20 protein-coding genes are annotated in these 19,495 nt (G+C 73.7%); 2 read left to right on the forward strand and 18 right to left on the reverse strand.

Annotation, left to right across the window (positions count from 1 at the left end):
• Window positions 1-13 precede the first annotated feature (13 nt).
• A complete protein-coding gene (locus ACZ66Z_RS03295; protein WP_469932281.1) occupies window positions 14-1,636 on the forward strand; it encodes a flavin-containing monooxygenase in 1,623 nt (540 codons plus the stop codon).
• Window positions 1,637-1,715: 79 nt separating this feature from the next.
• Here ACZ66Z_RS03295 and ACZ66Z_RS03300 read toward each other — a convergent pair whose 3' ends face one another.
• The 10 genes from ACZ66Z_RS03300 to hsaA (ACZ66Z_RS03345) all read right to left on the reverse strand — a co-directional run bounded on the left by ACZ66Z_RS03300 (window position 1,716) and on the right by hsaA (ACZ66Z_RS03345) (window position 11,542).
• The gene (locus ACZ66Z_RS03300; protein WP_469932282.1) at window positions 1,716-2,630 is read right to left on the reverse strand and encodes an alpha/beta hydrolase; all 915 of its coding nucleotides are present in this window, start codon (window positions 2,628-2,630) and stop codon (window positions 1,716-1,718) included.
• Window positions 2,627-3,391 carry a glucose 1-dehydrogenase gene (locus tag ACZ66Z_RS03305; RefSeq protein ID WP_469932283.1) on the reverse strand — a complete coding sequence of 255 codons (765 nt, stop codon included), beginning with the start codon at window positions 3,389-3,391 and terminating at the stop codon, window positions 2,627-2,629. Before ACZ66Z_RS03305 ends, ACZ66Z_RS03300 begins: the two co-directional genes overlap by 4 nt.
• On the reverse strand, window positions 3,391-4,161 hold the full coding sequence (locus tag ACZ66Z_RS03310) for a glucose 1-dehydrogenase (protein WP_469932284.1): 771 nt from the start codon (window positions 4,159-4,161) through the stop codon (window positions 3,391-3,393). Before ACZ66Z_RS03310 ends, ACZ66Z_RS03305 begins: the two co-directional genes overlap by 1 nt.
• 8 nt (window positions 4,162-4,169) lie before the next feature.
• A complete protein-coding gene (locus ACZ66Z_RS03315) occupies window positions 4,170-5,849 on the reverse strand; it encodes an FAD-dependent oxidoreductase (protein ID WP_469932285.1) in 1,680 nt (559 codons plus the stop codon).
• A gap of 68 nt (window positions 5,850-5,917) precedes the next feature.
• A complete protein-coding gene (locus ACZ66Z_RS03320; RefSeq protein WP_469932286.1) occupies window positions 5,918-6,787 on the reverse strand; it encodes a MaoC/PaaZ C-terminal domain-containing protein in 870 nt (289 codons plus the stop codon).
• Window positions 6,787-7,275, reverse strand: coding sequence for a flavin reductase family protein (locus ACZ66Z_RS03325; protein WP_469932287.1), 489 nt, complete (start codon window positions 7,273-7,275; stop codon window positions 6,787-6,789). Before ACZ66Z_RS03325 ends, ACZ66Z_RS03320 begins: the two co-directional genes overlap by 1 nt.
• Complete coding sequence (locus ACZ66Z_RS03330) at window positions 7,263-8,156, reverse strand: VOC family protein (RefSeq protein ID WP_469932288.1); 894 nt, start codon at window positions 8,154-8,156, stop codon at window positions 7,263-7,265. The genes ACZ66Z_RS03325 and ACZ66Z_RS03330 overlap by 13 nt, the downstream gene beginning before the upstream one ends.
• Window positions 8,157-8,181: 25 nt before the next feature.
• Entirely contained in the window at window positions 8,182-9,075 is an 894-nt protein-coding gene (hsaD, locus tag ACZ66Z_RS03335; RefSeq protein WP_469932289.1) for a 4,5:9,10-diseco-3-hydroxy-5,9,17-trioxoandrosta-1(10),2-diene-4-oate hydrolase, read from the reverse strand.
• A gap of 12 nt (window positions 9,076-9,087) precedes the next feature.
• Window positions 9,088-10,254 (reverse strand): 3-hydroxy-9,10-secoandrosta-1,3,5(10)-triene-9,17-dione monooxygenase oxygenase subunit, encoded by a 1,167-nt coding sequence (gene hsaA, locus ACZ66Z_RS03340; RefSeq protein ID WP_469932290.1) that lies wholly within the window; start codon window positions 10,252-10,254, stop codon window positions 9,088-9,090.
• 118 nt (window positions 10,255-10,372) lie between these two features.
• A complete protein-coding gene (gene hsaA, locus ACZ66Z_RS03345) occupies window positions 10,373-11,542 on the reverse strand; it encodes a 3-hydroxy-9,10-secoandrosta-1,3,5(10)-triene-9,17-dione monooxygenase oxygenase subunit (protein ID WP_469932291.1) in 1,170 nt (389 codons plus the stop codon).
• Between the two features lie 198 nt (window positions 11,543-11,740).
• Here hsaA (ACZ66Z_RS03345) and ACZ66Z_RS03350 point away from each other — a divergent pair, with 198 nt between their 5' ends.
• Window positions 11,741-12,619, forward strand: a complete 879-nt coding sequence (locus ACZ66Z_RS03350) for an IclR family transcriptional regulator (RefSeq protein WP_469932292.1) — start codon at window positions 11,741-11,743, stop codon at window positions 12,617-12,619.
• Here the strand turns inward: ACZ66Z_RS03350 and ACZ66Z_RS03355 are convergent.
• From ACZ66Z_RS03355 to ACZ66Z_RS03390, 8 genes are all read right to left on the reverse strand, one after another.
• Window positions 12,603-13,049 (reverse strand): SRPBCC family protein, encoded by a 447-nt coding sequence (locus ACZ66Z_RS03355; RefSeq protein WP_469932293.1) that lies wholly within the window; start codon window positions 13,047-13,049, stop codon window positions 12,603-12,605. The genes ACZ66Z_RS03350 and ACZ66Z_RS03355 overlap by 17 nt on opposite strands.
• Window positions 13,050-13,190: 141 nt before the next feature.
• Window positions 13,191-13,967, reverse strand: a complete 777-nt coding sequence (locus tag ACZ66Z_RS03360; protein ID WP_469932294.1) for an SDR family oxidoreductase — start codon at window positions 13,965-13,967, stop codon at window positions 13,191-13,193.
• 21 nt (window positions 13,968-13,988) lie between these two features.
• Window positions 13,989-15,035 carry a 2Fe-2S iron-sulfur cluster-binding protein gene (locus ACZ66Z_RS03365; protein WP_469932295.1) on the reverse strand — a complete coding sequence of 349 codons (1,047 nt, stop codon included), beginning with the start codon at window positions 15,033-15,035 and terminating at the stop codon, window positions 13,989-13,991.
• Window positions 15,028-15,300 carry a ferredoxin gene (locus ACZ66Z_RS03370; RefSeq protein WP_469932296.1) on the reverse strand — a complete coding sequence of 91 codons (273 nt, stop codon included), beginning with the start codon at window positions 15,298-15,300 and terminating at the stop codon, window positions 15,028-15,030. The genes ACZ66Z_RS03365 and ACZ66Z_RS03370 overlap by 8 nt, the downstream gene beginning before the upstream one ends.
• A 1-nt stretch (window position 15,301) precedes the next feature.
• On the reverse strand, window positions 15,302-16,456 hold the full coding sequence (locus ACZ66Z_RS03375; RefSeq protein WP_469932297.1) for a Rieske 2Fe-2S domain-containing protein: 1,155 nt from the start codon (window positions 16,454-16,456) through the stop codon (window positions 15,302-15,304).
• 26 nt (window positions 16,457-16,482) lie between these two features.
• Entirely contained in the window at window positions 16,483-17,505 is a 1,023-nt protein-coding gene (gene dmpG / locus ACZ66Z_RS03380) for a 4-hydroxy-2-oxovalerate aldolase (RefSeq protein ID WP_469932298.1), read from the reverse strand.
• Window positions 17,506-17,517: 12 nt separating this feature from the next.
• Window positions 17,518-18,429: an acetaldehyde dehydrogenase (acetylating) gene (locus ACZ66Z_RS03385; RefSeq protein WP_469932299.1), complete on the reverse strand. Its 912-nt coding sequence runs from the start codon at window positions 18,427-18,429 to the stop codon at window positions 17,518-17,520.
• 7 nt (window positions 18,430-18,436) lie between these two features.
• Window positions 18,437-19,219: a 2-keto-4-pentenoate hydratase gene (locus ACZ66Z_RS03390; protein ID WP_469932300.1), complete on the reverse strand. Its 783-nt coding sequence runs from the start codon at window positions 19,217-19,219 to the stop codon at window positions 18,437-18,439.
• Between the last annotated feature and the right edge of the window lie 276 nt (window positions 19,220-19,495).

Here is a 19,495-nt window from a genome sequence, read left to right on the forward strand (position 1 = left end):
GGAGAGTACGAACGTGAACGACAGCAACACCGAGTCCCCCGACGTCGTCGACGTGGTCGTCGTCGGAGCGGGCGTCACCGGTCTGTACGCCGTGCACAGGCTGCGCGGCCTCGGCCACCGCGTGCGCGGCTTCGAGCGCGGGGACGACGTGGGCGGCGTCTGGTACTGGAACCGCTACCCCGGCGCCCGCTGCGACGTGGAGTCCGTGGACTACTCGTACTCCTTCGACGAGGAGCTCCAGCAGGAGTGGGACTGGAGCGAGAAGTACGCCGCGCAGCCGGAGATCATCCGCTATCTGCGTCATGTCGCCGACCGCTTCGACCTGCGTCGCAGCTACACCTTCGCGACCTCGGTGACCTCCGCCGAGCTGGACGAGGAGACGCTGCGCTGGACGGTCCGCACGGACGGCGGCGAGGTGGTGTCGGCCCGGTACTGCGTGTTCGCCGTCGGCTGCCTCTCCAGCACGCACGTACCGGACGTCCCGGGGGCCGGGGAATTCGCCGGCGCCACGTACCACACCGGTGCCTGGCCGCACGAGGGCGTGGACTTCGACGGGCTGCGCGTCGGCGTGATCGGCACCGGCTCCTCCGGCATCCAGGCCGTTCCCCTGATCGCCGAGCAGGCGGCGCACCTCACCGTCTTCCAGCGCAGCGCCAACTTCAGCATCTCGGCGGGCAACGCGCCCCTGGACGAGGAGACGCGCCGTCGGCAGAAGGCCGGTTACGCCGAGCGGCGGCGGCTCTCGCGGCTCAGCGGCGGCGGTTCGCCCCACGCGGCGCACCCGTCGGCGACGTTCGCCGTCTCCCCCGAGGAGCGGCGGGCCGCGTTCGAGGAGCGCTGGGAGCTCGGCGGCGTGCTGTACTCCAAGACGTTCCCCGACCAGCTCACCGACCGCGCGGCGAACGACGAGGCGCGCGCCTTCTGGGAGGAGAAGGTCCGCGCCCTCGTCGAGGACCCGGCCGTCGCGGACCTTCTCGTGCCGACGGACCATCCGATCGGCACCAAGCGGATCGTCACCGACTCGCACTACTACGAGACGTTCAACCGCGACGACGTGCGCCTCGTCGGCCTGCGGGAGAACCCGATCGAACGGATCGACCGCGCCGGGATCGTGCTGGCCGACGGCTCCCGGGTGGAGCTGGACGCGATCGTGTTCGCGACCGGTTTCGACGCGATGACCGGGGCGCTCGACCGGGTGGACGTCCGGGGACGCGGCGGCCGGAGGCTGAGGGACGTGTGGAGCGGCGGCCCCCGCACCTATCTGGGCCTGGGCGTCGACGGCTTCCCCAACCTGTTCAACCTCACCGGGGCCGGCAGCCCGTCCGTCATGGCCAACGTCGTGCTCTGCGCCGAGCAGCACGTCGACTGGCTCGCCGACTGCCTGCGGCACCTGGACGAGCACGGCTACCGGGCGATCGAGGCGGACGGGGAGGCCGTCGAGCAGTGGGTGGCGCAGTGCCGCGACCGGGCGGCGGCCACGCTGTTCCCGGCGGCGGACTCCTGGTACCTGGGGGCCAACATCCCCGGGAAGCCCCGGGTGTTCATGCCGTTCATCGGGGGCTTCGGGGTGTACGGGGAGATCATCGCGGACGTCGCGGCCTCGGGGTACGAGGGGTTCACGCTGATACGGGACTGACGCGCGCCGGTACGTGAGAGCGCCCCGCCCCCACCGGCCAGGTGGGGGCGGGGCGCACGCGCGCGTACGTCCGTCCCGGTCAGCGCGGGGCGAGGGCCTCGCGCAGGGCGGCGAAGGCGGTCTCGCGGGCCTCGGCCGCCGCGGGCAGGGCGCCCGCCATGGAGAGGAAGCCGTGGAACATCCCGGCGTGGTGGCGGGCCTCCACGGGGACGCCCGCGGCGGCGAGGGCGTCCGCGTACGCCAGGCCGTCGTCCCGCAGGGGGTCGAAGCCGGCGGTGACGACCTGGGCCGGCGGGAGCCCGGACAGGTCGGCGCCCGCCAGCGGGGCCGCGTAGGGGTGGGTGCGGTGCGCCGGGGCCTGCAGATAGCCGTCCCAGTACCAGCGCAGGTGGTCGGCGGTCAGGAAGTAGCCCTGGGCGTTCTCCCGGTGCGAGGGGCGGGAGCGGGTGGGGTCGAGCATCGGGTAGTAGAGGGCCTGGCAGGTGATCTCGGGGCCGCCCCGGTCGCGGGCGAGCAGGGTGAGGACGGTGGCGAGGTTGGCGCCCGCGCTGTCCCCGGCGACGGCGATCCGACGGCCCGGGTGGGTCGCCGCCGCCCACAGCAGGGCCGTGTAGGCGTCCTCGGGGGCGGCGGGGAAGGGGTGTTCGGGGGCGCGGCGGTAGTCGACGGACACGACGACCGCCTCGGTGGCGCGGGCCAGGGAGCGGCAGAAGGGGTCGTGGCTGTCGAGGTCGCAGAGGACGAAGCCGCCCCCGTGGCAGAAGACGATCACGGGGGCGGCCTCGTGGACGGCCGGGTCGTAGACGCGTACGGGCACGCCGTCGGCGTCCTCGTCCGTGACGCGGGCGACGGGCGGTGGCGGGGCGGCCGGCCCGGGGCGGGCGGCGAAGAAGGCGCGCACCTCGGCGATGTCCGTCATCTCCGTCGCCAGCGGGGGGAAGCCGGCGGTGGCCAGGTCGATGACCGCCTGGACCTCGGGGTCGGGCCGGTTCACGTGTCGGCTCCCTTCGGGGTGAGGGCGGGCATGCGGCCCGCCGACGCGCCGCCGTCGACCGCGAGTTCGGCGCCGGACAGGTAGGAGGAGTCGTCGGAGGCGAGGAAGGCGACGAGCCGGGCGACCTCCTCGGGCTCCCCCACCCGCCCGAGCGGGGCGGCCGGGTGTTCCCCGGTGCCCAGGTGCGCGGTCATGGCCGTGGCGATGGCTCCGGGGTGGACGGAGTTGACCCGGATGCCGTCCGGCCCGAGTTCCAGGGCCGCCGTCCGGGTCAGGCCGCGCAGCCCCCATTTCGCCGCCCCGTACGCGCCGTGTCCCCAGATGCCCTGGAGGCCGGCCTGCGAGGAGATGTTGACGATGGACCCGCCGCCGCCCTCCTTCATGGCGCCGGCGACGGCACGGACGCCGAGGAACGGGCCGATCAGGTTGACGCGGAGGATCGCCTCCAGGCGGGCCGGGTCCTCCTCGGTGATGGGCGAGGTGGAGTAGATCGCGGCGTTGTTGACGAGGACGTCGAGCCGGCCGAAGGCGTCCAGGGCGACGGCCACGGCGCTCGCCCAGGACCGCTCGTCGGTCACGTCGTGGCGCACGAAGCGGGCGGCGGCGCCGAGGGAGGCGGCGGTCGCCCCGCCCTCCGCCTCCAGGACGTCGGTGAGGACGACCTTCGCGCCGAGGGCGGCGAACAGGCGGGCCTCGGCCTCGCCCATGCCGCGTGCCGCGCCGGTGACCAGCGCGACCTTTCCTGTCAGGTCGACGGGCATCAGGGTTTCTCCTCGACGGGTCGGAGGGTCGGGCCGGTGGTCCAGCCGCCGTCGACGGCCAGTTCGGCGCCGGTGACGTACGAGGCGGCGTCCGAGAGCAGGAAGGCGACCGCCCGCGCGATCTCCCGGGGTTCACCGACCCGGCCCATCGGTGCGTCCGGGTACTTCCCCTCGCCCCGCTCGATGCCCACGTGGGCGGTCATCGGGGTGTGGACCATGCCGGGGTGCACGGAGTTGACGCGGATCCGGGCGGCGGCGAGCTCCACCGCGCCGAGCTTGGTGAGCCCGCGCACGCCCCACTTGGCCGCGCCGTACCCGGCGGTCCTGGCCAGTCCCATGAGGCCGGCCGCGGAGGAGACGTTGACGACGGAGCCGCCGCCGTTCTCCCGCATCGGCGGGATCACGGCGCGCATGCCGAGGAAGACCCCGGTGAGGTCGATGTCGAGGACGCGCCGGAAGTCCTCGGCCGTCTGCTCCTCCAGGAGGTGGGAGCCGCCCGAGATCCCCGCGTTGTTGACGAGGCCGTCCACCCGGCCGAACGTGGCCGCTGTGAAGTCGACGACCTCGCGCCAGTCGTCCTCGGAGGTGACGTCGTGGCGCACGAACCGGGCGTGGGCGCCGAGCCGCCGGGCCGCGGCCCGCCCCTCGTCCTCCCGTACGTCGGTGAGGACGACCCGGGCGCCGGACTCGACGGCCGCCCGGCCGGTCTCCGCGCCGATCCCCCGCGCCCCGCCGGTGACGATCACCGTTCTGCCCCGCAGGTCCGTCATCGGGCCGTTCACCGCGCCCCTGCGGAACGCGTCCGGGCGATGTGGTCGGCCGCGAGCCAGCTGAAGGTCATGGCGGGGCCGATGGTCGCACCGGGCCCCGGATAGGTCTCGCCCATGACGGCGGACGAGACGTTGCCGGAGGCGTACAGGCCGTCGACGGGCGTGCCGTCCTCCCGCAGGACGCGGGCGGTGGCGTCGGTGACCAGGCCGCCCTTGGTGCCGATGTCGCCGGGGTGGACGGGGACCGCGAAGAAGGGGCCCCTCTCCAGCGGCGCCAGGTTGGGGTTGGGCAGCGTCGGGTCGCCGTAGTAGCGGTCGTAGACGCTGTCGCCTCGGTGGAAGTCCTCGTCGCGGCCGGCGCGGGCGAAGCCGTTGAAGCGGTCCACGGTGGCCCGCAGCCGCTCCGGGGCGACGCCGATCCGGGCGGCCAGTTCCTCGACGGTCGCGGCCTTCTTGACGAACCCGCTCTCCAGCCACGGCTTGGGGAACGCCTGGCCCGGGAAGAGGCCCATGAAGATGTAGCGGGCCCTGGCGGTGGCGTCGAGGATCAGCCAGGACGGCACGGTGGTCGCCCCGGGCCTGTCGTGGGCGTACATGGCGTCGACGAACTCGTGGTACGGGGCGGCCTCGTTGGCGTAGCGCTCCCCCGCCGCGTCGACGATCACCATGGAAGGGATGCCGCGGTCGGCGACGAGGAAGAACGGCTTCCCCTCGGGAGGCACCACCGACGGCGCGCCCCAGACCTTGTCCATCAGGTCGGTCGCGGCGCCGAGGGCCGTGGCCGGCTCCAGGGCGTCGCCGGTCTGGCCGTCGGAGGCGGAGCTCCACTCGGTGGAGGTGGGCGTCGGCAGGTGTTTCTCGCGGAGCCGCTGGTCGTGGGAGAAGCCCCCGGAGGCGAGGACGACGCCGCCGGTCGCCCGGACGGTCAGCTCACGGCCGCCCCGTGTGATCCGGACGCCGGTGACCCGGCCGTCCTCCTCGACGAGTCCGGTCAGCGGGGCGGAGAGCCACAGGTCCGCGCCGAGGCCGTCGAGGGAGTGCCGCATGCGGGCGATCAGTGCCTCGCCGAGGGAGAGCAGCTCCTTGCCGGCGAGCTTCGCCCCGACCGCCCGGGCGCCGACCTTGAGGGCGGTGCGCCGGCCGGCCCAGGTGCGCGCCACCATGTTCAGCTGCCGGAAGTCCGTGGAGGTGATGGTGAGGCCGTAGGTGGGCAGTCCGGCGCGGCGCATGGTGGCGCGCTGTTCGGGGCCGAGCTTCCGGAAGTCGAAGACCTGCGGTTCGACGGAGCGGCCCTGCGGGTAGCCGCCGAGCCGCTCGGGATAGTAGTCGGAGTAGCCGGGGGTGTGGACGAACCGTACGGCGGTGCGGTCGTGGAACTCCCTTACCATCCGCGGTCCGTGGGTGACGTAGGCGTCCTTGCGCTCGGCGGGCACCCGGTCGCCGACCGTGGCGTCCAGGTAGGCGCGGGCCTTCTCGGGCGTGTCGCCGAGCCCGGCGGCGTCCAGGTGGAAGTTGTTCGGGACCCAGATCGCGCCGCCGGACAGCGCGGTCGAGCCGCCGTAGACGTCGGTCTTCTCCACCACCAGGGCGGTCAGTCCGCGCAGTCGGGCGGTGATGGCCGCGGCCATGCCGGCGGCGCCGGAGCCGACGACCACCACGTCGTACGTGTGGTCCCACTGGTCGTGCATCGCGTTCTCCCTGGTCTTCTCGATGGGTCGGCGGCCGGGGCGGGCCGTCCCCCGCCCCGGCCGCCGGGTCATCGCGCGGTGATCCGCGCGTCGGTGAGGACCGGCGCGTCCTCGCGGTCCGCGGCCGTGGCCGTCAGGTGGTGGCCGTCGGGGGTGTCCCAGACGCGCAGCCGCAGGGTCTCGCCGGGGAAGAAGACCCCGGCGAAGCGGGTGCGGCAGGCGGCGACCGCGCTCGCGTCGCCGCCGAGCAGCCGGTCGGTGACCGCCTTGACCGCCATCCCGAAGGTGCAGAGCCCGTGCAGGACGGGCCGGTCGTGGCCCGCGCGCCGGGCGGCGGCGGGGTCGGCGTGCAGCGGGTTCCAGTCGCCGGTGAGCCGGTAGAGCAGGGCCTGCTGACGGAGCGTCGGGACCTCGACCACCAGGTCGGGCTCGCGGTCGGGGGCGGGGAGGCGCTCGGAGGGGCCGCGGTCGCCGCCGAAGCCGCCCTCCCCGTGGACGAAGATCTGGTTGCGCTGGGTGATCAGCGGCTCGCCGGCCTCGTCGAGGAGGGTGGACTCCTGGACGATGACGGCGGCCTTGCCCTTGTCGTGCACGGCCGTGGCCCGGGTGACCGCGGTCGCCCGGGCCGCGGCGGGCAGCGTGCGGTGCACGGTGACCTCCTGGCCGCCGTGCAGCACCTTCGCCAGGTCGACGTCGACGCCCGGCAGGTCGAAGACCTGGAAGCCGACGCCGCCGGTGCCGCCCGCGACGACCCCGAAGGTGGGCAGGACCTGGAGGCCCCGCTCGTGCCCTTCGTAGGTGTAGCGCAGTTCGCCCGGGTCGGTCTCGGGGACGCCGGCGCCGAGGGCGAGGTGGTAGAGCCGTACGTCGCGCTCGTCCCACCGGACGTCGGTGCGCACCGGCGGCGCGGAGGTCGCCTTCTCGACGTCGAGGGGCATCAGAAGGCCCCCACGGCGTAGCGGCTGCGGAAGAACAGCAGCGGCCGGCCGTCCTCTCCGGCGTCGAGCGCCACCACCTGCGCGGTGACCAGGTGGTGGTCCCCGGCCTCGTAGACCGCGTCGAGTTCGCACTCCACGTGGGCGAGGGCCCCGTCGACGCGTACGGTGCCGTGCTCCCCGGTGATCCAGGGCACCCCGGCGAACTTGTCGGGGCCGCTGCGGCCGAGCGCGGCGCAGGTGGCCCGCTGGTCCTCGGCGAGGATGTTGACGCAGAAGCGGCCCGCGCGCTCGATCCTCGGCCAGCTGGTGGAGTTCTTGCCGACGGCCAGCATGACCAGCGGGGGGTCGAGGGAGAGGGAGGCGAAGGACTGGCAGGCGAACCCGACGGGTTCCGCGCTGTCGGCGTCGAGCGTCGCCACCACCGTGATGCCGCTGGCGAAGCGGCCGAGCACGTCCCGGAACTCGGAGGGCGGGATCAGCCGTTCCACCGGTGGCCCCAGAAGCTGTCGGCGGTGATCTCCTTCGCGACCCAGGTGGCGGGGTCGACGACGAGGCCGTCCCAGCCGTACTCGACCTGGAAGCCGCCGGGGGCCTGGGCGTAGAACGACACCATGCGGTCGTTGGTGTGGCGGCCGAGGCTGGACGCGATGGGGATGCCCGCGGCGTGCATGCGGTCGAGGCCGCGGCCCACGTCGTCGAGGGTCTCCAGCTCGACCATGAAGTGCACGATGCCGGGGGGCAGGGCGCCGGGGTAGAGGCCGAGGCTGTGGTGGCGGCGGTTGGGGCTGAGGAAGTGCATCCAGTGGAAGTCCCGCTGCTCGGTGGCGGTCGGGACGGCCTGCGGCGGCAGCCTCATCGAGTCGCGCAGCTGGAAGCCGAGCAGGTTCTCGTAGAAGTCGAGCGCGGCCTCGATGTCCGGCACGGGGAGCACGACGTGGCCGAGGCCCAGGTCGCCGGTGACGAAGCGGTTGCCGTACGGGGTGCCGAGCGCGCTGTGGTCCTGCGCCTGCCCCCAGTAGATCTCCAGCGGGTTGCCGCCCGGGTCGGTCACGTGGATCAGGCCCTGGACGCGGCGCTCGGCGAGTTCGGCGGGGTCGGCGGCCTTGACGGCGACGCCGGCCTCCTCCAGCTCCTCGGCGGCGCGGGCCAGCGCGGCGGCGTTCGCCACCTCCCAGCCGGCCGCGAGGAGGCGGTCGCTCTCGCCCGACCGGACGACGATGCGGTGGGCGCGGTCGTCCAGGCGGAGGCAGAGGGTGTCCTCGGTGGTGCCGGATGCCTCCACCATGCCGAGGACGTCGAGCGCGTAGCGGCGCCACTCGTCCAGGGTGGTGGTCTCCAGGCGCAGGTAGCCGAGAGCACGGATGTCCATGGTGTGCACCTCTTCGGTGGAAGGTTCAGTGGGAGAAGAAGTCGACGGCGAGGCGGTTGAACTCGTCGGCCTGCTCGGTCTGGGCCCAGTGGCCGCAGTGCGGGAAGACGTGCAGCCGGGCGTCGGGGATGGTCCTGAGGGCGACGAGCGCGCCGTCGAGGGGGTTGACGCGGTCCTCGCGGCCCCAGGTGAGGAGCACCGGGTGGGTGATCCGGTGGGCCTCGCGCCAGAGCATCGTGTCCCCGGCCCAGGCGGGGTCGGCGAACGAGGCGCCCATCCGGGCGCTGCCGAGCCGGGTGTCGGGGTCGGTGGCCGAGGCCCAGCGCTCCTCGACGAGTTCGTCGGTGACGACGGACTGGTCGTACGCCATCACACTGAGGAACGCGCGCAGTTGGTCCTTGGTCGGCTCGGGCGAGGCGTTGAACTCGAAGAGCCGCTTGATGCCCTCGGTCGGGTCGGGGGCGAAGAGGTTGACGGAGACCCCGCCGGGACCCATCAGGAGGAGCTTGCCGACCTTGGCCGGGTGGTTCAGGGCCATGCGGACGGCGGTGCCGCCACCGAGGGAGTTGCCGATGAAGTGCGCCTGCCGGATGCCCAGTTCGTCCATGAGGGCGGCGACGGCGTCCGCGCTGTAGCTGAAGTAGTCCTTGTCGGGTTCCGACTTGTCCGAGCGGCCGAAGCAGGGCTGGTCGACGAGCAGGGTGCGGAAGTGCCCGGCGAAGACGGGGAGGTTGCGGCCGAAGTTGCTCCAGGCGGAGGCGCCGGGGCCGCCGCCGTGCAGCATGATCACGACGGGGGCCGCGGCGCCGGCCGCTGATGTCTCCGTGTCCCGGCCGGCGGGCGCGGCCTCGTGGTAGTGGAGGGTGAGCCCGGCCGCCTTGGCGGTGCGGGAGGTCGACTCGTGGGTGAGCTCTGCCATCGTCGGCGCCTCTCAGGCCATGGTGTCGTGGATGTCGATGCCGAGCGCGCTCTGCCCGTACATGACGAGGGCCCGCTCGGGGTCGTTGGCGGCGTGGCCGCGGCCGGTGTGGGCGTCGCGCCAGGCGCGCTGGACGAGGCCGGGGCCGGTGCGCATGGCGCTGCCGCCGGAGTTCTCCATGAGCAGGTCGACCGCCGCGACGCAGCGCTCGGTGGCGAGCACCTGGTCGCGGCGGGTGCGCGTGCGCAGCTCCATCGGGATCTCCTCGCCGCGCTCGGCGAGGGCGTACATCTCGCCCATGTTGCGGGTCAGCTGCAGCCAGCTCGCGTCGATGTCGCCGGCGGCGCGGGCGATGCGGATCTGCGCGAAGGGGTCCTCGGCGACCTTCTGCCCGTACGAGACGCGGAAGCGCTCCCGGGTGGCCTCGGCGTAGGACTCGAAGGCGCCCTCGGCGATGCCGACGATCGGGGTGGAGATGGTGGTGGTGAACACCCCGGCGTAGGGCAGCCGGTACAGCGGCTCGGGGTTGACCTCGTGGCCGGGCACCTCCAGGGCCGTGACCGGGCCGAAGCTCAGGGCGCGGTGCTCGGGGACGAAGACGTCCTCGACGACGACGTCGTTGCTGCCGGTGCCGCGCAGGCCGACGGTGTCCCAGACGTCGTCGACGCGGTAGTCGGACCGGGGGATCAGGAAGGTGCGCATGTCGACCGGGTTGCCCCCGCCGTCGGTGACGATGCAGCCGAGGAGCGCCCAGCGGGCGTGGTCGCAGCCGGAGGAGAAGTGCCACCGGCCGGAGAGCCGGAAACCGCCGTCGGCGGCGGTGGCCTTGCCGGTGGGGGCGTACGAGGAGGCGATGCGGGTCTTGGGGTCCTGGCCCCACACCTCCTGCTGGGCGCGGGGGTCGAACAGGGCGACGTGCCAGGGGTGGACGCCGACCACGGAGGCGACCCAGCCGGTCGAGCCGCACGCCTTGGCTATCTCCTTGACCGCCGTGTAGAAGACCACCGGGTCGGCCGCGCGGCCGCCGAAGGCCTTGGGCTGGAGCAGCTGGAAGAAGCCGGTGTCCTCCAACTCCTTGACGGAGGTGTCGGGCACGCGTCGCAGCGTCTCGGCCTCGGCCGCGCGGTCGCGCAGGGCGGGAGCGAGGTCACGGATCGCTGCCAGGACGTCATCGGCCATGGGGCATCCCCTTTCGGGTCGTGGTGGGGGAATGCCAGGACCGTACGGCGTGCCGTACGGCGGCGAAATGCGCTGCTCCCACTGAGCGGGAACCCTCGCGCGGGAGGGCCCCGGCGGCTCAGAGCATCGGGTCCCGGACGTCCATGCCGAGGGCGTCCCGGGCGTAGAGGACCAGGGCCCGCTCCACGTCGTTGGCCGCCTGGCCGCGGCCGGTGTGCAGGTCGCGCCAGGCCCGCTGCAGGACGTCGTCGCCCACGCGCAGCGGCCCCCGGCCGGCGTTCTCCATGAGCAGGTCCACGGCGGTGAGGGCGCGCTCGGTGGCGAGCGCCTGGTCGCGGCGGGCGCGGGCGCGCAGTTCCCTCGGGATCTCCGCGCCGTCGCGCGCGACCGCGTACAGCTCCGCCGTGTTGCGGGCGAGCTGCAGCCGGGCGGCGTCGATCTCGCCGGCCGCGCGGGCGATGCGCACCTGGGCGAAGGGGTCCTCGGCGGCCCGCCGGCCGGACTCGGTCCCGAGGCGTTCGCGGGCGGCGGTGACCTGGTCCTCGTGGGCGCCTTCGGCGATGCCGACCATCGCGGTGGAGACGGCGGTGGTGAAGACGGCCGCGTACGGCAACCGGTACAGCGGCTCGGGGTGGACGTCGAGCCCGGGGCAGCGCAGCACGGTCACCGGGCCGTAGCCGAGCGCACGGTGGGCGGGGACGAAGGCGTCCTCGACGAGGAGGTCGTTGCTGCCGCTGCCGCGCAGGCCGACGGTGTCCCAGACGTCGTCGACGCGGTAGTCGGCGCTCGGCACCAGGAAGGTCTGCATGTCGACCGGCCGGCCCTCGCCGTCGGTGACGAGGCCGCCGAGCAGCGCCCAGCGGGCGTGGTCGCAGCCGGCGGAGAAGTGCCACCGGCCGGAGAGCCGGAAGCCCCCGTCGACGGGGGTGACCTTCCCGGTGGGGGCGTGGGAGGAGCAGATCCGGGTGGAGTCGTCCGCGCCCCAGACCTCCTCCTGTGCCCGGGGGTCGAACTGGGCCACGTACCAGGGGTGGACGCCGAGGAGCGAGGCCGCCCAGCCGGTCGACCCGCAGGCCTTGGCGATCTCGTGCACGGCGGCGTAGAAGACGGCGGGGTCGGCGGCGAGTCCGCCGTACGCCCGGGGCCGGAGCAGCCGGAAGAAGCCGGCGGCCTCCAGTTCCCCGACGGAGGCGTCGGGCACCCGGCGCAGGGCCTCCGCCTCGGCCGCGCGCTCGCGCAGGGCGGGGGCGAGGGCGCGGACCGCCGTGAGGACGTCGTCTTCGCGCATGGGCGCCCCTCTCGGTTTCCGGACCGGTCGTGTTCCGGACCGGTCGTGCCGTGACGGGAGGGAACCTACGCGTTACTGTTCCGAGACGGAACTCCCCCTTCCCAGCGCCCGTCATCCTCTGGCAATCTCCACGCAATACCGGAGATTACGGACCCAGCCACGGGCCGCTCGGCTGTGCCGTCCGTGGGGGAGGTGTCGATGACGACCAGTGCTGTCGAGCCTGTCGAGGCCGGAATGCCGCCTCTGTCCCTGCTGGAGAAGGCCGCGAAGGTGCTGAGCGCCTTCGAGAGCGCGGGCCCCCGGCTCACCCTCACCGAGGTCGTGCAGCGCTCGGGCATCCGCCGGTCCTCCGCCCACCGCATCCTCGACCAGCTGGTGCAGCTGCGCTGGCTGGAGCGCGAGGGCCGCGACTACCGGCTCGGCATGGGAATGCTGGAGCTCGGCGCCATGGCCTCGCACCACAACCGGCTCCGCCGGGCGGCGCTGCCCCATCTGCACGCGCTGCACGAGTCCACCGGCCATCTGGTGCACCTGACGGTGCTCGACGGCTCCGAGGTGGTCTACCTGGAGCGCATCGGCGGGTCGGACGATTCCGTCGTGCCCTCGCGCACGGGCGGGCGGCAGCCGGCGTACTGCACGGCCTCGGGCAAGGCGATCCTTGCCTTCGGCGACGCCGCGCCGGTGGAGCAGGTGATCCGGGACGGACTGCGGGCGCGCACCCCGCGCACCATCACCCGTCCCGAGTCCTTCCGTCGGGAGCTGACGATGACGCGGGAGCGCGGCGTGGCCTTCGACCACGAGGAGGGCTACCGGGGGGTGTTCTGCGTGGCCGCTCCGCTGCGCGGCGCCGGCCGGGCCGTCGCCGCGATCTCGGTGAGCGGCCACGGCGTCCACCGGGAGATGGACCGGCTGGCCCCGGCGGTGCGCGGCTGCGCGCGCTCGGTGTGGCAGTCGATGTTCGGGCCGGGGCGGCGGCCGGAGAAGCGGGCGCAGCCGGTCGACGCGGGGCCCGCGGGGCTTCCGCAGCCCTCGATGGACAACATGATGGCCTGGCTGCGCTTCAGCGACTGGATGTGAAGCGCGCCCGCAGGGCGGCGAGGCCGGTGCCGTACGTGCCGTCCCCGAAGACCGCCTCCACCCGGGGCACGACGTCGTCCGTGCTCCGGTAGACGGCGGACCACCGGACCTCGGCGCCCTCGGGGTGCGGACGCACGGCGAGCGTCGCCACGTAGTCGTGGACCGGGAGCACGACGGGGTCGAGGAGGGCGTAGCGGTACGAGCGGGCGGCCGCGTCACGGGCGAGCAGGCGCTCCCGGGCGACGGCCGCGCCGTCGACGGCGAAGACCCGGACGGTCCCGGGGACGGCGGGGTCGCCGCCGTCCTCCAGGATGGACGGCGGCACGTGGGGGTGCCAGTCGGCGAGGGCGCCGAAGTCGCCGACGACGGCCCACACGGCGTCGGGGGCGGCCGGGACGACGGCGGAACGTTCGAGCGTACGGGGGTTCACGGGCGGCTCCTCGTCACGGAGGTTCACGGACGGCTCTTCAGGACGGGTACGGGCACGGGTACAGGTACGGGCACGGGCACGGGTGTGCGGCGAGGACCCCCACGGGCGCCCCTCGCCGCACACCCGTACCCGTACGGATCGTCACCAGGTGCGGTCGCCGCGCAGGACCGCGTCCGCTCCCCCGTCGGCGAAGACGACCTGCCCGGTCACGAGGACGTTCTCGGGCGAGGCCAGCCAGGCGATCAGCGGCGCGATCTGTTCGGGGCGGGCGTGGCCGTGCAGCGGCATCGGCACGCTCCGTTCGACGAGCCCCCGCATCTCGGGATCGTCGAGCAGCGGCCGGGTCAGCGGTGTGACGACCACGCCCGGGGCGACGGCGTTGAGCGGGACGCCCGCCCCGGCCCACGCCTCGGTGGGGGCGGCGCGGCGGACCCAGCGGGAGATCGCCGCCTTCGACGAGGAGTACACGAGGTGGCCCTCGCCCCGGTCGACGGCGGCCCGTGAAGCGGTCACCGCCGTCTCCTCGTCCCCGGCGAGCGCGGCCTCCACGATCGCGGGGTCGACCGGGTGGACGGAGTCGACGGATCCGACGACCACGGCCCGCGGATCGGTGCCGGCCACGAGCAGCGGACGCAGTCCGTCGAGCGTGGCCACGGCGCCGAAGTGGTTCACCTCGACCGTGAGCGGGTCGAAGTGCGCGACGCCCGCGCAGGAGACGACGGCGTCGAGCCGACCGCCGGTCAGCTCGCGGGCGCGGGCGACGAGTTCGGCCCGGCCGCCGGGCGTGGACAGGTCGGCGTGGATGTCGCCCTCGGCGAGGTCGGCGCCGATGACGGTGTGGCCCCGTGTCCGCAGGAGGTCGGCGGTGGCTCGGCCGATGCCGGAGGCGGCTCCGGTGACCAGGCAGGTGCGGGACATGACGGTCTCCAGGTGTCGGGGTCAGGAGTAGGTGATCTCGACCCGGTCGGTGAGCGGGAGGGCCTGGCAGGCGAGGACGTACCCCTCGGCGACGTCCTGGTCGTCCAGGACGTCGTTGCGGAGCATCGTGACCTCGCCGGCCACGATCCGGCAGGTGCAGGCGCTGCAGGCGCCCTCCCGGCAGGAGTACGGGGCGTCCACGCCCGCGGCGAGGAGCACGTCGAGCAGGGGGGCCGTCGGCGGCCAGGCGACCGTGTGGGTCTCGCCGTCGAGCGCGACCTCGGCCGTGCCGCCGCCTCCGGCCGCCGTGTCCGTCGGCACGGCCGGGGCGTCGAAGACGTCCGCGCCGAGGGAGAAGAACCGCTCCCGGTGGATGCGGTCGCCGGGCGCGCCGAGCGTGCGCAGGGCCTGCTCGACGGCGTCCATGAGCGGCTGCGGGCCGCAGACGAAGGCCTCGCGGGCGGCGTACGGCGCGAGCACGGCGGCCAGCCGGTCCACCGAGGGCAGGCCCTGGAGCGACTCCAGCCAGTGGAGCACGAGGAGCCGGTGCGGGTGCTCCTGGGCCAGGGTCCGCAGTTCGTCGCGGAAGACGACCGAGGCCTCGTCGCGGTTGGCGTACAGCAGCACCACCCCGCCCCGGCCGCCGGCCAGGGCCGACTTGGCGATCGACAGGACCGGGGTGATGCCGCTGCCTCCGGCGACGAGGAGCAGGTCCTCGTCGAGGGAGTCCGGGGTGAAGGTGCCGGCCGGGGGCAGCGCCTCCAGCTCGTCACCGGCCGCCAGCCGGTCGCAGACCCAGTTGGAGCCGTACCCGCCGGCGACCCGTTTGACGGTGATCTTCAGGGGCTCGCCGGTGTGGGGCGAGCTGGCGAGGGAGTAGCACCGGGCGGCCGGACTCCCGTCGGTGCCGGGCAGCTTCAGGGTGAGGAACTGTCCGGGGCGGTACGCGAAGCGGTCCGCGCTCTCCGCCGGTGCCCGGAGGACCAGGGAGTGCGCGTCGGCCGTCTCGGCGATGACCTCGACGACGCGCAGCCGGTGGGTGCGGGCCCCCGTCGTGGGCTCAGGCATCGACGGCCTCCGGGGTGCCGGAGACCGAGGGGTCGGAGTCCGGGGTGCCGACCGTCAGGGTTCCGTCCTCGACCGCGCGGTCGATGCTCGCCCGCAGGGCCCGGCAGGTCCGCATCCGGGCGGTGGTCACGCCCGGGCGCACCCGGTCGCGGAACTCCGCGCAGGCGACGGCCGCGTCGGCCGTCCACTGCACGGAGGTGTGGGCGACGCTGAACTTCTCGCACAGGACCTGGTTGCCACAGGCCGCGCACTCCACCGCTCGCATGTCAGGCTCCGGTTCCCGTCTCCGCCGCGCGGCGCGCGAGGTTCTCCTCGACCTCGGCGCGCCATGCCGTGTTGGCGCGCCCGGTGTCGATCTCGAACTCGAAGCGGCGGGTCATCTCGTCCTTGACGTCGGCGACGTCGACGTAGAACTGCTCGTACCAGCGGCGCAGTTGGTAGACCGGGCCGTCCTCCTCGGTGAGCAGGGGGTTGTCGATCCGGGTCTTGTTCCGCCAGATCTCCACGTCCTGCTCGAAGCCGACGGTGGCGCCCTCGGCGGTGAGCCGCGCGGCGTCGGCGGCCTGCTCGTCCGTCATCCCGGGGAGCCGCTTCACGATCGCCCCGTACTGGAGGAGGAAGCTGTTCGCGTCGATCGGGTAGTGGCAGTTGATCAGGACGATCTCCATCTCCGTGCCGCCGCCGACGTCGCTGTAGAGGTGGTCGATCATGTAGGAGGGGCCGTGGTAGGAGGCGTCGGAGCGCAGGCGGCCGGAGCTGAGGGTGCCCAGTTCCATGTCCCCGCGGGGGCTGCTCTCCATGTACTGCGTGGCGACGTGGCCGTCGAAGACGTTCTTGAAGTACTCGGGGAAGGCGTAGTGCACGTAGTAGAAGTGCGCCATGTCCACGACGTTGTCCACGATCTCGCGGCAGTTGGCGCCCTCGACCCGGAGGGTCTTCCAGGTCCAGTCGCTCCACTGGTCGGCGTCCGGGCCGTGGATGCCCGCGATCTCGGGGACGGTCACCTCGGGAGGCGGCGGGTTGCCCTCCGGGTCGTTCCAGACGAAGAGCTGCCCGTTCCGCTCCAGGGAGGTCCAGGCGCGGGTCCGGGCGCGCGGGGGGACCCGGCGGGCGTACGGGATGCCGGCGCAGCGGCCGTCGCCCGACCAGCGCCAGTCGTGGAAGGGGCAGGCGACGGCGTCGCCCTTGACGCTGCCCCGGGCGAGGTTGCCGCCCATGTGCGGGCAGTGGGCGTTCAGGACGTGCAGCAGGCCGTCGTCCTGCCCCTGGAAGACCACCAGCTTGGTGCCGAAGGCCTCGATCTCGTGCGGCTTTCCGTCCTTGAAGGCTTCGGCGAGGCCGAGGCAGTGCCAGCCGCGGGCGAACCGCGTCGGCGGCCTGCCCGTCTCGATGACCCGGACCTCGTCGTTGAGAGCAGTCATCTCGTCCCTCCTGGTGTTCCGTCGGTTCACTTCTGTGCGGCGAGTTCCACGGCGATGTCGATGAGCTGGTCCTCCTGGCCGCCGACCAGGCGGCGCTCGCCCGCGCGCAGGAGGATCTCGGCGCCGGAGACGCCGTAGCGCTCGGCCTGCCGGTAGGCGTGCTTGAGGAAGCTGGAGTAGACGCCGGCGTGGCCCATCAGGAGGGCGAGCCGGTCGAGCCGGCACTCCTCGTCCATGACGGGGCGGACCACGTCCTCGGCCGCGTCGATGATCTTCAGTACGTCGACGCCGGTACGGATGCCCGTCTTGGCGCAGACGGCGACCAGGGCCTCGACGGCGGTGTTGCCCGCGCCGGCGCCGAGCCGGCGGGTGGAGCCGTCGATCTGCAGGGCTCCGGCCTTGATCGCGGCGATGGAGTTGCCGGTGCCGAGGGCCAGGTTCTCGTGGCCGTGGAAGCCGACCTGGGCGTCGTCGCCGAGCTCGGCCACCAGGGCCTCGACCCGGGCGGTGACGTCGTCCATGACCATGGCGCCGGCCGAGTCGACCACGTACACGCACTGGCAGCCCGCGTCGGCCATGATCCGGCCCTGCCGGGCCAGTTCCTCGGGGGTCGTGGAGTGGGCCATCATCAGGAAGCCGACGGTCTCCAGGCCCCTCTCCCGGGCGAGTCCGAAGTTCTGGTCCGCGATGTCGGCCTCGGTGCAGTGGGTGGCGATGCGGCAGATGCCCGCGCCGTTGCCGTGCGCGGCCCGGATGTCGTCCTTGACGCCGAGTCCGGGAAGCATGAGGAAGGCGATCCGCGCCCGTCGCGCGGTGTCGACGGCGACCTTGATGAGTTCCTGCTCGGGGGTCTTGGAGAAGCCGTAGTTGAAGGAGGACCCGCCGAGTCCGTCGCCGTGCGTCACCTCGATCACGGGGACGCCGGCGTCGTCGAGGGCGGCGACGATCGACCGTACGTCGTCGGCGGTGAACTGGTGCCGCTTGGCGTGCGAGCCGTCGCGCAGCGAGGAGTCGGTGATCCGGATGTCGAGGGTGTCCGAGTAGGGCATGCGCTGTGCTCCTTACGCGCCCGGGGCGAGGAGCGCCTTGGCGAACTCCTCGCCGACCTTGGTGGCGGCGGCGGTCATGATGTCGAGGTTTCCGGCGTAGGGCGGCAGGTAGTCGCCCGCGCCCTCCACCTCCAGGAAGATCGCGACGCGGGCCGTCCCGCCGTTCTCGGGGCCGGGGTCGTCGAACTGCGGCTCGGCGCGGAGGCGGTAGCCGGGGACGTACGAGGCGACCTGCTCGGCGACCTCCTTGACGGAGAGGGCGATGGCGTCCCGGTCGGCGTCCTCGGGGATGGCGCAGAAGACGGTGTCGCGCATCATCACGGGCGGCTCGGCCGGGTTGAGGACGATGATGGCCTTGCCGCGCCCGGCGCCGCCGATGGTCTCGATGCCGCGCGAGGTGGTGCGGGTGAACTCGTCGATGTTCGCCCGGGTTCCGGGGCCGGCCGAGACGGAGGCCACCGAGGCGACGATCTCCGCGTACGGCACGGGGACGACGCGCGAGACCGCGTGCACCATGGGGATGGTGGCCTGTCCGCCGCAGGTGATCATGTTGACGTTGGGCCGGTCGAGGTGCTCGTGGAGGTTGGCGGGCGGTACGACGGCGGGGCCGACGGCCGCGGGGGTCAGGTCGACCGCCTTGATGCCGAGCTCCGCGTAGCGCGGGGCGTTGGCCCGGTGGACGTGGGCGCTGGTGGCCTCGAAGACGATGTCGGGCGTCTCCTCCTGGGCGAGCAGCCAGTCGACGCCCTCGTGGCTGGCCTCCAGGCCGATGCGGGCGGCGCGGGCGAGGCCCTCGCTGTCGGGGTCGACGCCGATCATCCAGCGGGGTTCGACGTGCTCGGAGCGCAGCAGTTTGTACAGCAGGTCGGTGCCGATGTTGCCGGAACCGACGATGGCGGCGGTCGCCTTTGTCTTGGCGGTCATGATCACCTCAGATGAATGAGAGGGAGACGGAGCCGAGGCCGGTGAACCCGGCGGTGAAGGTCGCCCCGGCCGTCACGTCGACGGCCCTGGTGCACGAGCCGGGCAGCACCACGTGCCCCTTCCTCAGCGGCACGCCGAAGCGGGCGACGGTACGGGCGAGCCAGGCGACGGAGCGGGTCGGGTCACCGAGCACGGCGTCGCTGCGGCCCTCGGCGAGGAGCTCGCCGCCGCTGGTCAGCCGGGCATCGATGGAGGTGAGGTCGAGCTCGCGGGGGTCCCGCCCCTCCCCGATGACGTATCCGGCGGAGGAGGCGTTGTCCGCGATGGTGTCGGCGATGGTGATCCGCCAGTCGCGGATCCTGCTGTCGATCAGCTCCAGGGCGGGCACGACCCGTTCGGTGGCGGCGAGGACGTCCGCCGGGGTGCAGGCCTCGCCCGGCAGGTCGGCGCCGAGGACGAAGCCGACCTCGACCTCGACGCGGGGGTGGCAGTAGCGGGCGGCGGGGACGGGGTCGTCCTGCCGCAGCTCCATGTCGTCGAGCAGATGGCCGTAGTCCGGTTCGTCGACGCCCATCATCCGTTGCATGACCGGCGAGGACAGGCCGACCTTGTGACCGCGCACCTCCGCCCCGGCCGTGAGGCGGTGGCGGATGTTGACGAGCTGGATCTCGTACGCGTCCTCGGTGCCGATGCCGGGGAACGCCTCGGTCAGCGGGGTGATCGGCGCGACGTGCTGTTCGGCGGAGCGGAGCAGCTCGGCCGCCTCGTGTCTCCGGCGGTCCGTGAGCATGGCGGGTCCCTCCTGCGGGCGGTTGGGGCTGTCCGGCGAGGCTAGGACGGGGGTGCTGCGGCCCGGGAGCGCCAGTTCCCGGTGAGCGGGAAAGCCCCCGGTGCGGGCGCACCGGCCGTCCCGGCACCTCTCCCCCGAGCGACCGCCCCGCCGCGCGGGCCCGCCTGCGGGACGACGCCCCCTCCTTGTACGGGCCGCGCCCGGCGGGGCGGCGCCTTCAGCGGCGCCTCCGCGTTCCGCGCCCGGACCCGCACCACGTTGCGCGGCGCACACTCC

Source organism: Streptomyces sp. NPDC107498 (genome assembly GCF_055582805.1).